The organism is Marinovum sp. 2_MG-2023 (assembly GCF_030548265.1).
In the GTDB taxonomy this organism is placed as follows: Bacteria; Pseudomonadota; Alphaproteobacteria; order Rhodobacterales; family Rhodobacteraceae; genus Marinovum.
Genome location: NZ_JAUOSD010000019.1, coordinates 43958 through 58358, shown reverse-complemented (window position 1 = coordinate 58358; position 14401 = coordinate 43958). Strand labels below are relative to the sequence as shown.

The following is a 14401-nucleotide window of genomic DNA, read 5'->3' as shown; positions in this document are numbered from 1 at the left end:
CATGTCCCTGACTGCAAATTGGTCATACCCCACCGCCATTCGTTTCGGGGCGGGGCGGATTACCGAGATCGCCGATGCCTGTGCCACGGCCGGGATCACAAAGCCGCTTTTGGTCACGGATCGCGGGTTGGCCAACCTGCCGATCACCCTGAAAACGCTGGATCTGCTAGAGGCGGCCGGCCTTGGCCGGGCGATTTTTGCCGAGGTAGATCCCAACCCGAATGAGGCGAACCTGATGGCGGGTGTCGCTGTCTATAAATCCGGCGGCCACGATGGGGTGATCGCCTTTGGCGGCGGTTCCGGCCTTGATCTGGCCAAGATGGTGGCCTTTATGGCCGGTCAAACCCGCCCGGTCTGGGATTTCGAGGATATTGGCGATTGGTGGACCCGCGCCGATGCCGATGTGATTGCCCCGATCATTGCCGTGCCGACCACCGCCGGCACCGGGTCCGAGGTTGGCCGCGCCAGCGTTCTGACCAATGAAGTGACCCATGAGAAGAAAATCATCTTTCACCCCAAGGTGTTGCCGCAGATCGTGATTGCCGATCCTGAACTGACGGTTGGCATGCCCGCGATGATCACCGCCGGGACCGGCATGGATGCATTCGCCCATTGTCTTGAGGCGTATTGTTCGCCGCATTATCACCCGATGAGCCAGGGCATCGCGCTGGAAGGGATGCGGCTGGTCAAGGACAACCTGCCACGGGCTTTTGCCACCCCCGATGATATCGAGGCGCGGGCGCATATGATGTCGGCGGCGATGATGGGCGCAACCGCGTTCCAAAAAGGGTTGGGCGCGATCCATGCGATTTCGCATCCCATTGGCGCGCTGTATCACACCCATCACGGCACCACGAATGCGGTGGTGATGCAGGCGGTGCTGGACTTCAACCGCCCCGCCATTGCCGACCGGCTGGCGTTGGCGGCGGCCTATCTGGGGATTGATGGTGGCTTTGATGGCTTCCACGCCTTTGTCGGCGAGATCAATGCCACCTTGGGCATTCCTGCCAATCTTGCCGCTATGGGGGTCACCAATCCCGACCGGGCCGCAATTCTGGAAGGCGCGCTGAAAGACCCGAGCTGTGGCGGCAATCCGATTGAAATGACCCGCGACACTACCGCGGCCCTGCTGGATCGGGTGTTGTAACATTCACGCCGTAAAATGTTCGGTTGCGCGCGTTTGGTTGCTTTTTGCCGATATGTTCTGCCATGATGCAGGACATATCACTCAGAAAGCAGCCCGCCCGTGTCCCAGACCTTTCGCCACCCCGAGATTGTCGAAATTGCCCGCCGTGATGGCAAGGTGACGGTCGAGGGGCTGGCGGATCATTTTGGGGTCACGCTGCAAACCATCCGCCGCGACCTGACCGATCTGGCGAATTCTGGTCGGCTGGAACGGGTGCATGGCGGTGCGGTGTTGCCGTCGGGCACAACCAATATCGGATATGAGGAACGCCGGTCCCTGAACCCCGCCGCGAAATCCGCCATTGCGCGGGCCTGTGCGGCGTTGGTGCCGGATGATATTTCGCTGTTTCTGAACATTGGCACCTCGACCGAGGCCGTGGCCCAGGAGCTGCGCCATCACAAGACAATGATGGTGGTCACCAACAACGTGAATGTCGCGTCGATTCTGGTGGATAACCCGGAATGCGAAATCATCGTCACCGGCGGCCATTTGCGCCGGGCAGATGGTGGGTTGGTCGGCAATCTGGCGGCTGACACTATTCGCAGCTTCAAATTCGATCTCGCGGTGATCGGCTGTTCGGCGCTGGACCGTGACGGTGACCTGCTGGATTTCGATATTCAAGAGGTCAACGTCAGCCAGGCCATTCTGCGCCAGTCGCGCAAGGTAATTCTGGTGGCGGATCATTCCAAGTTTTCGCGCAGCGCCCCGGCGCGCATCGGGTCGTTATCCGAGGTCGATGTATTTGTCACCGATGTGCCCTTGCCCGATGATCTGGCAGCGGCCTGCGTTGCGTGGAACACCGAGGTGGTGATCGCTAAAGACTAGCAACTGTTTTTCATGCGGTGATAGGTCAGCGCCATTGCGGCCATCTGCTGCAATGCTGCGGTGTCAATTGGCCCTTCCAGCGGCAGGGTGACCTCGCGCGCACCATGATAGTCAAAGAGCCCGGGAAACCGGTCGCGGTATTGATCCAGCAGATTGGTGCTGCACGGCACATAGACCGAACACAGGTCCGGGCGTTTTGCTGACCAGCCCAGCCGAATGGTTGTGCCCAGCCGTTTGCGGCGCGGCAGATAGGCGGGCTGACCCCATTTCAGGCATTCCTCAAGCGGCGCGGCGGCGCTGGCCTCGGCCGCATTGATGATCAGTTTTCTCAATTGCATCAGCCTGTTGCATGCCGGGGTGGGCATTTGATCAAACAGGGCTTGCACCTCTGGCGGCGGTGGGGTCATGGCAGGATCACGGCGGCGGCTCCGGTCTGTCGGGATGTGTTCAGACTAGGTCTGTGGCGCGCGTTCGGCAATGGCAAGCCGGGATGCCGGCCCGTTTGGGTTTCGTCAAACCTTCAAAAAACTGACGCCTGCAATTCATATTGCAGGTGCAATTTCGATTGCGATGACACAGCAACCCCGCAGAATCGCCGGTCTTCATGACCTGGTATCCCGCAACTCGGACAGATTGACCGGGGCGGACAGCCGTTTGCTGGACGTGTTGATGCGCGACCCGGTGCGCGCGGCGATGGAAAACGGCAAAGAGGTGTCGAACCGCGCCGGGGTTCACCCGGCCTCGGCGATCCGGCTTGCGCGTCGGTTGGGGTTTGACGGCTATCCGGCGTTCCGCAGTTTCCTGCAAAACAATCTGGTCGAAGGGGACGGCGATTTCACCAGCGCCTCGGCCCGGATGGCGGCACGTCTGGTGGAGGCAGAGGAGGGCGGGGTGCTCTCTTCGGTGATCGCCGGTGAAATTGCCGCGCTGGAACAGCTGCGCGATACGCTGTCCGATCCGCATATCCGAACATTTTCCACCGCCTTGCGCGGGGCCCGACGGATCTTTGTCTTTGGCCAGGGCCATGCCGCCAGTTTGGCGTCGCTGATTGCGCTGCGGCTGGGCCGGTCGGGATACAATGCCACCGACCTTGGCGAACATGCCAATCGGATGAGCACGGCCCTGACCGATTTGAACGCGCAGGACGTGATCTGGGCACTGTCGTTTCGCGGCCCGAAACCCGCCGTGCGCATATTGCGCGATGTGGCGGCCGCGCAGGGGGCAACCTTCCTCGCGCTGACCGACGTTTTAAGCAAACCGATCACCCCGGCCCCCGATCACCTGATCCAGGCCACACGCGGCCGCCCCGGCGAAAGCCAGTCACTTGTGGTGCCGATGAGCATCGCCAACGCCATCATCCTTGATCTGGCTGGCATCGACGAAGGCCGGTCGCTGCGCGCGTTGGAAAATTACCGAAAATTTCGCGGCACTTTGCCGGATCCCTGGCAATGACCCGCCCCGCAACCCACCGATAACAACAAAAAAAGTCACTCACTTTCAATCGTAAATCTTCTGAGGATATACTCATGTCGATCACTCTGAAAACGACCGCCCTGACCGGGCTGATGGGCCTTGTCGCCACTGGCGCCATGGCGGACACGACCGTTGAATTCTGGCACAGCTTCAACAACGCCAGCGGCGAAGTTCTGGATGGCATCATTGCGGATTTCGAAGCGGAAAACCCCGGTATCGAAATCGACGCGCAACATATCGGCAACTACAATGACATCGTGACCAAGCTTCAGGCCGCCATTCCCGCGCGTCGCGCGCCGGATGCGGTGATCATGGAAGTGACCCGCTATGGTCTGTTTGCGGACCGGGGTGTTCTGACCGATCTGACCGGGTATCTTGAAGCAGATCCGCTGAAAGACGACCTGTTCGATTTCGCCCGCGAAGTGGGTGTGTTCGAAGGCAAGAACTATATCGTGCCCTTCAACTCTTCGACGCCGGTGATGTATGTCAACACCGCGATCTTTGCCGATGCGGGCATGTCCGACATTCCGCCATTGACCAACTTTGACGAGATCCTGGAAGCCGCGAAAGCGGTACAGGAAAATCTGGGCGATCAGGGTATTTCGGGCATCGCCGCACCGGGCCAGTTCGCGCGTTGGGGTCTGATCATGGCCAATGACAGCGACCTGATCGACAGCGTTTCGGGCGAGATCCTGATTGATGCCGACAACACCGTTGAAGCCTATGAATGGATGGCGTCGCTGGTGCATGAACACGGCGTTGCCTCGGTGGATGGTGTAACCAAGGAAAACAATGGCCGTGACGCGTTTCTTGCGGGCAAGGTCGGCATGATGATGAATTCGACCGGCAACTATCGCCGTTCGAAAACCGCGCTTGGCGATGATTTGTTGGTGCTGCCGATGCCCTGCAACAAAACCTGCGCCGCGCCGATTGGTGGTGCCGGGATTGGTATCCTGTCGACCTCTGACGATGACGTGAAAGAGGTCGCTTACAAGTTCATCAGCTATGCGGCCGGCGCCGAATCCAACGCCAAATGGTTTGCGGGCACCGGCTATATGCCGATCAACAAAAAGACCAAGGATCAACCGGTTGCCGCCGCCGCGCTTGAGGGCGAGCCGGGGATCACCGTTGCGATCAACCAATTGGATGTGGCCCGTGGCCGTCCGCGCCCGCCGGTTGTGACATGGATGCGCGCCAGCGAATATGACCAATGGCAGGCGATGGCCCTGGGTCAGGCCGATGTGCGTGAGACCCTGAACGATTTCGCAGAGCGGACCCGCGGCGAAGAAGCCCGGACCAACTAAATCTGCACAACCTGACAACGCCGGGCCGCCAAAACTGGCCCGGCGTTTCCCATGGGGATTGCCATGCATTCCAGATTTACGCCCTATCTTTTCGTTCTGCCGCTGATCGCGTTCATCGCGGTCTTTACTTATATTCCGATCGTGACCAGCGTGAATCTGTCGTTTCGCGAATGGGATTTCCTCAGCGATAACAAACCCTGGGTCGGGCTGGACAATTACCGGCTGATCATGTCGTCGAACGAGTTCTGGAATTCGTTGCGGGTGACGGCGATTTTCGCGCTGATTTCGGTGCCATTGCGGCTTTGTCTTGCGATGGCGATCGCCAGCTATCTGGTGCGTGAGGCTTTGCCGCAGCGCCTGTTGCGCGGGGCGCTGTTCCTGCCGTCTGTGACCTCGACCGTGGCGATTGCGGTGGTGTTTTCCTGGCTGTTCGCCACCGATTACGGCATCATCAATGCCTTTCTTGCGATGTTCGGCATCCCCAAGGTCTATTGGCTGCAAAACCCGCAATTGGCGCTTTGGGTGATCATCATCGTCAACACCTGGAAACAACTGGGTTATGACATCGTGATCTATATCGCCGGGCTTCAGGCGATCCCGCAGGAACTCTATGACGCCGCCGCCGTCGATGGCGGGCGCAAGCGGCATGTGTTTCGCCGGGTGACATTTCCGCTGGTGATGCCGACGACCTATTTCCTTTTGGTGATTTCGGTGATCGAGGCCTTTCAGGTTTTCACCGTCGTCGATGTGATGACCAAGGGCGGCCCGGCGGGCGCGACCGATATGCTGGTCAACATGCTCTATCGGGTCGGCTTTACCCTGTTTGACATCGGCATGGGGTCGGCGCTGGCGGTCATGTTGTTCATCCTGCTGATCGGATTGGCCATTTTCAAATCCCGCGTGCTGGGACGAAAGGTGCATTATGAAGCCTGAGACACTTTGGGCCTGGGCCGCGTTGGTTGCCGGGCTGATATTCCTGTCACCGGTGCTGTATACTATCTGGATCTCGTTTCAGACGGTGGATGCCTATTATTCCGGTGGCGCGCATTTCACCCTGGAAAATTATGCCGAGGCCTTTGGCCAGTATGATTTTGTCCGCTATCTGTGGAACAGCATTCTGGTGTCCGGGGTCGTGACCCTGGGCGGGTTGGCGATGGCGACCATGGCGGCCTTTGCCTTTGCGCGGTTTACCTTTCCGGGCGGGGATTTCCTGTTTGCCGCTGTCGTGGCGACGCTGATGATCCCCAGCCATATCACGCTGATCCCCAATTATCTGACATTGGCCAAGGTCGGGTTGCTGGACACCTATGCCGGATTGATCCTGCCGGCGATTTCCAATGGCTTTGCGGCGTTTTTCCTGCGGCAATACATTCGCGGCATTCCGCGTGCGCTGGACGAGGCCGCCTATATGGACGGGGCCCGCCCGTATCAGGTGCTGTGGCGGGTGATCGTGCCGATTGCCCGGCCCGCGATCCTGTCCATGGGGCTCTATATCTTTATCTCTGAGTGGAACAATTACATCTGGCCCTTGGTCGCGATCAGCGATCAGGATCTGTATACTCTGCAAATCGGTTTGGCCCGGCTTTACAAGGAAAACCCCGGCGAGGATGTCATCAACTGGCCCCTTGTCATGGCGGCATCCACCATCACCATCCTTCCCATCCTGTTTGGATTCTTTCTCGTCGAGCGCCATCTGGTGCGCGGCATCACCATGGGGGCCGTGAAATGACGGAACATCACATGACACGTATTGCATCACATCGCGGCGGCACGCTGGAATTTGGCGACAGCACCCCACAGGGGTTTCGCGCCACGGCGGCGCTGGCGGTGGAAGAGGTCGAATTTGATCTGCATCCCACATCCGATGGCGCGATCATTGTGCATCATGATGCCACGTTGGACCGCACGACCGACACATGCGGCGCGATTGCCGATCTAGAGGCCGCCACCGTGCGCGCCGCGGTGATCGACTATGGTGCGGGCGGTCATCCGCTGACCCTGGCCGAGTTATGCGCCATTTATCGCGACAGCCATGTCAATTTTCGCTGCGAGTTCAAGCCGGATCAAAATGGCCGCCCCTATCGCGATTTCATTGCGCCGGTGCTGGATAAGCTGCGGGCCGAAGGCATGTTGGAACGCACGACATTTTCCTCTTTTTTGATCGAAACCCAGGATGAATTGGCCCGGCTGAGCGACCGGCCCCGGCTCTGGCTGGTCAGCCCGCCGGTGCTGCGGCAATTGGGTGATGCGGGCGTTGTGGAAATGGCGCTGGCGCATGGTATCCCGGAAATCAGCGTGATGATCGACACCGCCGATGATGCGCTACAGGCGCGGGCGCGCGATGCGGGTCTGGATTTCGGCTGTTTTGCCGCCCACACAGTGCCGCAGATCGAAAAGGCATTGCGCATGGGGATCAAGGTGTTCACCACCGACCGCCCCAGTCTGGCCATTGCGGTCCGGCATAAGTTTGAGCAGGGGGGCGCAGCATGAGCGGCATTTCCCTCAAGGATATTCGTAAATCCTATGCCAATGGGCCGCAGGTCCTGCACGGCGTATCGCTGGACATTCAGCCCGGTGAATTCGTGGTGATTGTCGGCCCGTCCGGCTGTGGCAAATCCACGCTTTTGCGGCTGATTGCCGGGCTGGAACGTTGCGAAGATGGCGATATCGAAATTGGTGGCAAACGCGTCAACGATGTCGCGCCGCAGGATCGCGACATTGCCATGATCTTTCAGAACTATGCGCTCTATCCGCATATGTCGGTGCAGGACAATATCGCCTTCGGGCTGGAGCTGCGCGGCATGAAACGTGCCGAGCGGGTGGCACGGGCGCAAGAGGTGGCGAAAACCCTGCGGCTTGACCCCTATCTGAACCGCAAACCCGGTGCCCTGTCCGGCGGCCAGCGCCAGCGGGTGGCAATGGGGCGCGCCATGGCCCGCAGCGCCGGGGTGTTCCTGATGGATGAACCCCTGTCGAACCTCGACAATTCGCTGCGCGTCGAAATGCGTACGGAAATCAAGGCGTTGCACAATCAACTGGGCGCCACCATCGTCTATGTCACCCATGACCAGACCGAGGCGCTGTCGCTGGCCGACCGGGTGGCGGTGATGAAAGACGGGCATCTACAGCAGTTCGATACACCGGCGGCGATCTATGACCGGCCCGCCAATCAGTTTGTTGCCGGGTTCATGGGGCAACCGCCGATGAATTTTGTCGACGCCGCCGCATTGCCGGATTGGGCGGACACCAACGGGCTTCACGTTGGATTGCGCCCCGAGGCGCTGCGCCTGCAACCGGATCACGCGGCGGGCAGCGCGCTGGAGGCACGGATCGTTTTGTCGGAAATGACCGGATCGGATCTGACCCTGCACTGCGATACCGTTGCGGGCCGGCTGGTGGTCACCACCCCCCGCCGTGACCTTGTGGAAGGTCAGGATCATGTCTGGCTGGGGTATGACGCAAGCCAGGCGCATCTGTTTGACAGCAGCACCGGCGCGCGGCTGTAAACCGGGTTGCCGGATTTCGAATCACCCGATTTGGCGCAATCTGGCAACCTGTTTCACAGGTTCCTCAGGGCGTCAGATCGGGCTGTTTTGGGCGCGTCGAATGGGGAAGTTGCCGTAACTACCTGAGTTGAAACACTTTTCATTTTGTCTATTTTTTACCGTTTGATAAAATTTCAACCTGTGGCACCATTTCCCAAAAGAACAGGGAGACGGTATGAACACCCCATTGACCCCAGGTGTCGTCGCAGCGCGATTGACCCCCCAGGAGATCGAGGCCAATTTTTCGGACCTGCATCCGGCGTATGATCCGCATGAGGCGCTGGTCGCGGCGGATCGTTGTTATTTTTGCCATGATGCGCCTTGCGTGACCGCCTGTCCGACGGATATCGACATTCCGTTGTTCATTCGCCAGATCGCAACCGGCATGCCCGAGGCCGCCGCCAAAACCATTCTGGAGCAGAATATCCTTGGCGGCATGTGCGCGCGGGTCTGTCCGACCGAAACGCTCTGTGAACAATCCTGTGTCCGCGAAACCGCCGAAGGCAAACCGGTGGATATTGGCCGTTTGCAACGCCATGCCACCGATGCGCTGATGGCGCGTCAGGGCCATCCGTTTTCGCGCGCAGCCGACACCGGCAAACATGTCGCGGTTGTGGGCGCGGGGCCGGCCGGTCTTGCCTGTGCGCATCGTTTGGCGATGAAGGGGCATCAGGTCACGATTTTTGAAGCGCAGGCCAAGCCCGGTGGGCTGAATGAATTTGGTCTGGCCGCCTATAAGACCACCGATGATTTCGCGGCGCGCGAGGTCGATTGGCTTTTGCAGATTGGCGGGATTTCGATTGAATATGGCCGTGCGCTTGGGTCTGATCTGACCCTCGCGGGGCTGTCCGACGGTCATGATGCGGTGTTCCTTGGTGTTGGTCTGGGCGCTGTGAATGTGCTGGGGATCGACGGCGATGACGCCGCCACGGATGCGGTCGATTTCATTGCCGATCTGCGCCAAAGCGCCGATCTGGCGGATCTGCCGGTTGGGCGCAATGTGGTGGTGATTGGCGGTGGCATGACGGCGGTCGATGCGGCGGTGCAGTCGAAATTGCTGGGCGCTCAGAGTGTCACGCTGGCCTATCGTCGGGGTCGTGACCGCATGGGCGCGTCGCAGTTCGAACAGGATCTGGCGGCGACCAAGGGTGTGCAAATCCTGACCAATGTGATGCCGGTCGGCTATGCAGATGGGACATTGACGCTGGAATATACGGCGGATGTGGATGGCCGGTTGCAGGGCACGGGCGAGCAGGTGACGTTGCCCGCCGATCAGGTGCTGCGCGCGATTGGCCAAACGCTGGTGCCGGTTGATGGTCTGGCGGTGGAGCGCGGCAAGATCGCAGTGACCGAAGCGGGCCGCACCAGCATAGATGGTGTCTGGGCCGGCGGCGATTGCACCGCGGGCGAAGATTTGACGGTGGTGGCCGTGGCCGAGGGCCGCGACGCTGCCGAGGATATACACAGTGCGCTGATGGCCGGTGAAGCAACATGAAATCGCTGAGTCCCGCTGAACGAACAGCGCTCAATCAAATTGAAAGGCTGGAAGACCCTGAGAAACTTAGGAACTTGATAGCCAACGCGCGTCGTGTAGGTTCGGTTGCAATTGAACGGGCAGCATTTCAGCGTTTGTGCCTCGTACAACCTGAAGCGACACCTGGAACGGTGGAACATGATGTGTGGCAGACGATTCATGCATTGGAAGAAATGCTGAAGGACGACCGTGGAAAGACAGTGCGTCTAAATCGAACGCGTCAAAAAATCGCTCGTGATGGGGAAGCCAAGACCGTTTCAGACCTCACTCTGAAGCCGGAAGTCTCCACTGGCTTTACGAATCTCATTGAACGGGGCCATCCGGCACTGACTTTCGAAGCTGTTGTGCTTCGCCACCCCAAGACTTTCGACGGAACGATACAGGCTGCTGCAAGGACGAGACTTGAAAACGCCCAAGCCGATGTTCAACAACTTATTCAAGAAGTACCGGAAGGCTGACCCATGGCAGATCTGACAACCACCTTTCTCGGCATCACCTCCCCCAATCCATTCTGGCTGGCCTCGGCGCCACCGACGGACAAGGAATACAATGTCCGCCGCGCCTTTGATGCCGGTTGGGGCGGCGTGGTGTGGAAAACCCTGGGCGAAGAGGGCCCGCCCGTCGTCAACGTCAATGGCCCGCGGTACGGCGCAATCTATGGCGCGGATCGGCGGCTGTTGGGGTTGAACAATATCGAATTGATCACCGACCGCCCGCTTGAGGTCAATCTAGAGGAAATGACCCGCGTCAAACGCGACTATCCCGATCACGCGCTGATTGCGTCGATCATGGTGCCCTGTGATGAGGAAAGCTGGAAACGCATTCTGCCCCGTGTGGCGGCGACCGGTTGTGACGGGATCGAGCTGAATTTCGGCTGCCCGCACGGGATGAGCGAACGGGGCATGGGCGCCGCCGTGGGCCAGGTGCCGGAATACATCCAGATGGTCACCGAATGGTGCAAAAAGTACTATGACAAACCGGTGATCGTGAAGTTGACGCCAAACATCACCGACATTCGCAAACCGGCGCGCGCCGCCAATGCGGGTGGGGCCGATGCGGTCAGTCTGATCAACACAATCAACTCGATCACCGGGGTCAATCTCGACAGTTTTGCGCCGGAACCGACCATCGACGGCAAGGGCACCCATGGCGGCTATTGCGGCCCGGCGGTGAAACCGATTGCGATGAACATGGTGGCCGAAATCGCCCGCGATCCCGAGACCCGCGGTCTGCCGATCAGCGCCATTGGCGGCGTCACCACCTGGCGCGATGCGGCGGAATTCATCGCATTGGGGGCCGGCAATGTGCAGGTCTGCACCGCCGCGATGACCTATGGGTTCAAGATCGTCGAAGAGATGAAGCGCGGGCTTTCGGAATGGATGGATGAAAAGGGGTTCGCCCGGGTCGAGGATTTCGTCGGCATGGCCGTGCCCAATGTCACGGATTGGCAGTATCTGAACCTCAACTACATCACCAAGGCGCGGATTGATCAGGACGTTTGTATCAAATGCGGGCGCTGCTACGCCGCCTGCGAAGATACCTCGCACCAGGCGATTACAATGTCCGACGACCGGGTGTTCGATGTGGATGACAGCGAATGCGTCGCTTGCAACCTCTGTGTTGATGTTTGCCCGATCGAGGATTGTATCACCATGGAGCAACTGGCCCCCGGAGTGGTCGATCCACGCACCGGCCGCGAAGTGCCCGGCGAACCTGGTAATTGGACCAAGCACCCCAATAATCCGATGTCTCAGGCCGCTGAATAACGGCACGGTCAGGGCCGGTCCCCGGACCGGTCCTGATTTCGTCAAAGAGTTTCATTTGCGGGTCGGCCAGTGAAGACCGGCTTGTGCAGGGCGATCAGGGCAGGGCGGTCGGATCAGGTCGGCCAATCTGGTCGGGGCGCGGCGCGTTAACCCCTGTTCGAAGGGCGTCTTTCGAACGACGGATCAGGCGCATCAGTAAAACAAAGCTCAGCGGGGCAGGGTGACAAAATTGTTTGAAAACCGCGCTATACCGCCAGCATTCGCCGGAACAGGGTCTCTAGATGTATGGCCGCGGTTTCATATGGGTCGCCTTTGCCCAGAACCGCCGTCACCTGAACCTCGAAATCGGCATAATGCTGTGTCAGCGCCCAGATCGAAAAAATCAGATGTGTCGGGTCAACCTGGGCAATGCGGCCTTCGTCGATCCAACGTGCAATATGGCCAGAGGTATCCGCGACCAATGTGCGCAGATCGGTTTCCAGATAGGGCAGGATGCGTGGCGCGCCTTGGACGATCTCATTGGCGAACAGCCTGCTTTCACGCGGAAAATCGCGGGCAAGTTCAAGCTTGCGGCGCACATATGCCAGGATCTCGTCCAGCGGTTCCCCGTCGGGGTTCATCGCCCGCAATGGGTCGAGCCAGGTGTCCAGAAGCCCTTGAAGCAATTCATGGTGAATCGCATCCTTGGACGGGAAATAATACAGCAGATTGGGCTTGGACAACCCGGCCTCGTTTGCGATCTGATCCAGAGTCGCGCCGCGAAATCCATGTTGCGAAAACACCTGCAACGCGGCGCGCAAAATCATCTCACGGTTGCGTTTCTGGATGCGCGTACGTGGCTTGCCTGTGCCGCTCGTTTGCGATTTTGCGGCTCTTCCTGCCATTTTGCCAGCACCTTGCCCAAATTTTCATCAATTGCCTGCCCGGACAGCGAATGCCTTGACTGACTTGCTTCCCGTGGTAGCCTTCTTTTGACCGATTGGTCAAATACCATAAACACCGACCAAAGCGCCCAAAGGGCCACCACACCGAGGGGGATGACATGACTGCACCAGCCGCCAACATGACCATCAATGCTGATCGTCTTTGGGACAGTTTGATGGAGATGGCCAAGATCGGGCCGGGTGTGGCGGGGGGCAACAATCGTCAGACCCTAACGGATGAGGATGGCGCGGGCCGCGCCCTGTTTCAGGCATGGTGCGAGGCTGCGGGCTGTTCCATGGGGCTGGACCAGATGGGCAATATGTTTGCCCGACGCGAAGGCACCGATCCCGATGCGCTGCCGGTCTACGTCGGCTCGCACCTTGATACCCAGCCCACCGGCGGGAAATATGATGGGGTGCTGGGCGTGCTCGGCGGGGTGGAAATCCTGCGCACGCTGAACGATATGGACATCAAGACCCGGCACCCGATTGTGGTCACCAACTGGACCAACGAGGAAGGCACGCGATTTGCCCCGGCGATGCTGGCCTCTGGCGTGTTTGCGGGCATTCATACGCAGGATTGGGCCTATGCCCGGACCGATGCCGAGGGCAAATCCTTTGGCGATGAACTGGCCCGGATCGGCTGGAAAGGCGAGGAAGAGGTCGGCGCGCGCAAGATGCATGCGTTTTTCGAATTGCATATCGAACAGGGCCCGATCCTTGAGGCCGAGGGCCGCGACATCGGGGTTGTGACCCACGGTCAGGGGCTGTGGTGGCTGGAGTGCACGGTGACGGGCAAGGATGCGCACACCGGGTCGACACCGATGAGTATGCGGGTCAATGCCGGGCTGGGCATGGCGCGGATGACCGAAGCGGCACATCAGATTGCCATGGCCCATCAACCGGACGCGGTTGGCGCGGTTGGACAATGCGATGTCTTTCCCAATTCGCGCAACGTGATCCCCGGCAAGGTCGTGTTTACCGTCGATTTCCGCTCGCCGGATCTGGGCAAGCTGACCGCGATGCGCGCGGCTTACGAAGCCGAAGCGGCCAAGATCGCGGCGGATCTTGGGCTGGAGTTGCAAATCGAACCGGTCGGGCATTTCGATCCGGTGACCTTTGATGCGGGCTGTGTCAGCGCGGTGCGCAATGCGGCGGAGCGGCTGGGATATTCCCATCGCGACATTATTTCCGGCGCCGGGCATGATGCCTGTTGGATCAATCAGGTGGCGCCAACCGCGATGGTGATGTGCCCCTGCGTTGACGGGCTGTCGCATAACGAGGCCGAAGAGATCACCAAGGATTGGGCCAAGGCCGGGGCGGATGTTCTGCTGCATGCGGTGGTGGAAACGGCGGGGATCGAGGGGTGAGGCCAGTGGCGTCTCCTGTGATTGCCCCCGTGGTTGCCCTCCCCGTGCTTGGCCCCGTGGTTGCCCCTGTCGTGGTCCCGGACCTGATCCGGGACCTCAACACATGTGGGATGCGTGGTCCCGGATCGGGTCCGGGACTGCGTTATGCCTCTGTTAACCATGCGGCAGCAAAATTGCCGGATGGCATTTCATACCTACATTGCGGCCTGCAATTCCAACACCGCGATCTACATCGGTGTGACCGGGGATTTGCAAAAATGCATGGCCGAGCATCGTTCCGGCCGCGGGCCCAGTCACACCGCGACATATCGCATTCGCAAGCTGGTGTATTTCGAAACGCACAAGACGTTGCCCGCGGCGATCGCCCGGGAACGCAAACTCAAACGCTGGCGACGCGCCTGGAAAGACGCGCTGATCGGCGAGTACAATCCGAATTGGTCCGACCTGGTGATGGAGGCCTCGTTTCGCTGAGGTC

15 protein-coding genes are annotated in these 14401 nt (G+C 59.6%); 13 read left to right on the top strand and 2 right to left on the bottom strand.

All coding sequences use genetic code 11. The features are described 5' to 3' along the window. The first annotated feature begins 1 nt into the window (after position 1). Together Q4577_RS18400 and Q4577_RS18395 are read left to right on the top strand one after the other, a co-directional pair. Entirely contained in the window at positions 2-1147 is a 1146-nt protein-coding gene (locus tag Q4577_RS18400; protein WP_303471473.1) for an iron-containing alcohol dehydrogenase, read from the top strand. A gap of 99 nt (positions 1148-1246) precedes the next feature. After that, entirely contained in the window at positions 1247-2011 is a 765-nt protein-coding gene (locus Q4577_RS18395; RefSeq protein WP_303471471.1) for a DeoR/GlpR family DNA-binding transcription regulator, read from the top strand. On the opposite strand, the gene Q4577_RS18390 is transcribed toward Q4577_RS18395, so the two are convergent. Then, entirely contained in the window at positions 2008-2349 is a 342-nt protein-coding gene (locus Q4577_RS18390; protein ID WP_303471469.1) for a DUF1801 domain-containing protein, read from the bottom strand. The two genes, Q4577_RS18395 and Q4577_RS18390, sit on opposite strands and share 4 nt — an antisense overlap. Positions 2350-2581: 232 nt before the next feature. On the opposite strand from Q4577_RS18390, the gene Q4577_RS18385 reads away from it, so the two are divergent. The 9 genes from Q4577_RS18385 to preA all read left to right on the top strand — a co-directional run bounded on the left by Q4577_RS18385 (position 2582) and on the right by preA (position 11633). Beyond that, entirely contained in the window at positions 2582-3463 is an 882-nt protein-coding gene (locus Q4577_RS18385; protein ID WP_303471467.1) for a MurR/RpiR family transcriptional regulator, read from the top strand. Positions 3464-3537: 74 nt separating this feature from the next. Beyond that, entirely contained in the window at positions 3538-4788 is a 1251-nt protein-coding gene (locus Q4577_RS18380) for an ABC transporter substrate-binding protein (RefSeq protein ID WP_303471464.1), read from the top strand. A 63-nt stretch (positions 4789-4851) separates the two neighbouring features. Then, on the top strand, positions 4852-5721 hold the full coding sequence (locus Q4577_RS18375; protein WP_244690687.1) for a carbohydrate ABC transporter permease: 870 nt from the start codon (positions 4852-4854) through the stop codon (positions 5719-5721). Beyond that, entirely contained in the window at positions 5711-6517 is an 807-nt protein-coding gene (locus tag Q4577_RS18370) for a carbohydrate ABC transporter permease (RefSeq protein WP_244690685.1), read from the top strand. Before Q4577_RS18375 ends, Q4577_RS18370 begins: the two co-directional genes overlap by 11 nt. A gap of 11 nt (positions 6518-6528) precedes the next feature. Continuing rightward, positions 6529-7278 (top strand): glycerophosphodiester phosphodiesterase family protein, encoded by a 750-nt coding sequence (locus Q4577_RS18365; RefSeq protein WP_303471460.1) that lies wholly within the window; start codon positions 6529-6531, stop codon positions 7276-7278. Next, complete coding sequence (locus tag Q4577_RS18360) at positions 7275-8294, top strand: ABC transporter ATP-binding protein (RefSeq protein WP_303471457.1); 1020 nt, start codon at positions 7275-7277, stop codon at positions 8292-8294. The genes Q4577_RS18365 and Q4577_RS18360 overlap by 4 nt, the downstream gene beginning before the upstream one ends. A 214-nt stretch (positions 8295-8508) precedes the next feature. Next, on the top strand, positions 8509-9828 hold the full coding sequence (locus Q4577_RS18355) for an NAD(P)-dependent oxidoreductase (protein WP_303471454.1): 1320 nt from the start codon (positions 8509-8511) through the stop codon (positions 9826-9828). Next, positions 9825-10325, top strand: a complete 501-nt coding sequence (locus Q4577_RS18350) for a hypothetical protein (protein ID WP_303471452.1) — start codon at positions 9825-9827, stop codon at positions 10323-10325. The genes Q4577_RS18355 and Q4577_RS18350 overlap by 4 nt, the downstream gene beginning before the upstream one ends. Before the next feature lie 3 nt (positions 10326-10328). Next, positions 10329-11633, top strand: coding sequence for an NAD-dependent dihydropyrimidine dehydrogenase subunit PreA (gene preA / locus Q4577_RS18345; protein WP_303471449.1), 1305 nt, complete (start codon positions 10329-10331; stop codon positions 11631-11633). A 245-nt stretch (positions 11634-11878) separates the two neighbouring features. On the opposite strand, the gene Q4577_RS18340 is transcribed toward preA, so the two are convergent. Continuing rightward, on the bottom strand, positions 11879-12517 hold the full coding sequence (locus Q4577_RS18340) for a TetR family transcriptional regulator C-terminal domain-containing protein (protein ID WP_303471447.1): 639 nt from the start codon (positions 12515-12517) through the stop codon (positions 11879-11881). Positions 12518-12675: 158 nt separating this feature from the next. On the opposite strand from Q4577_RS18340, the gene Q4577_RS18335 reads away from it, so the two are divergent. Together Q4577_RS18335 and Q4577_RS18330 are read left to right on the top strand one after the other, a co-directional pair. Then, on the top strand, positions 12676-13926 hold the full coding sequence (locus Q4577_RS18335; RefSeq protein WP_303471444.1) for a Zn-dependent hydrolase: 1251 nt from the start codon (positions 12676-12678) through the stop codon (positions 13924-13926). A 180-nt stretch (positions 13927-14106) separates the two neighbouring features. Continuing rightward, the gene (locus Q4577_RS18330; RefSeq protein ID WP_303471443.1) at positions 14107-14397 is read left to right on the top strand and encodes a GIY-YIG nuclease family protein; all 291 of its coding nucleotides are present in this window, start codon (positions 14107-14109) and stop codon (positions 14395-14397) included. The last annotated feature ends 4 nt before the right edge of the window (positions 14398-14401 follow it).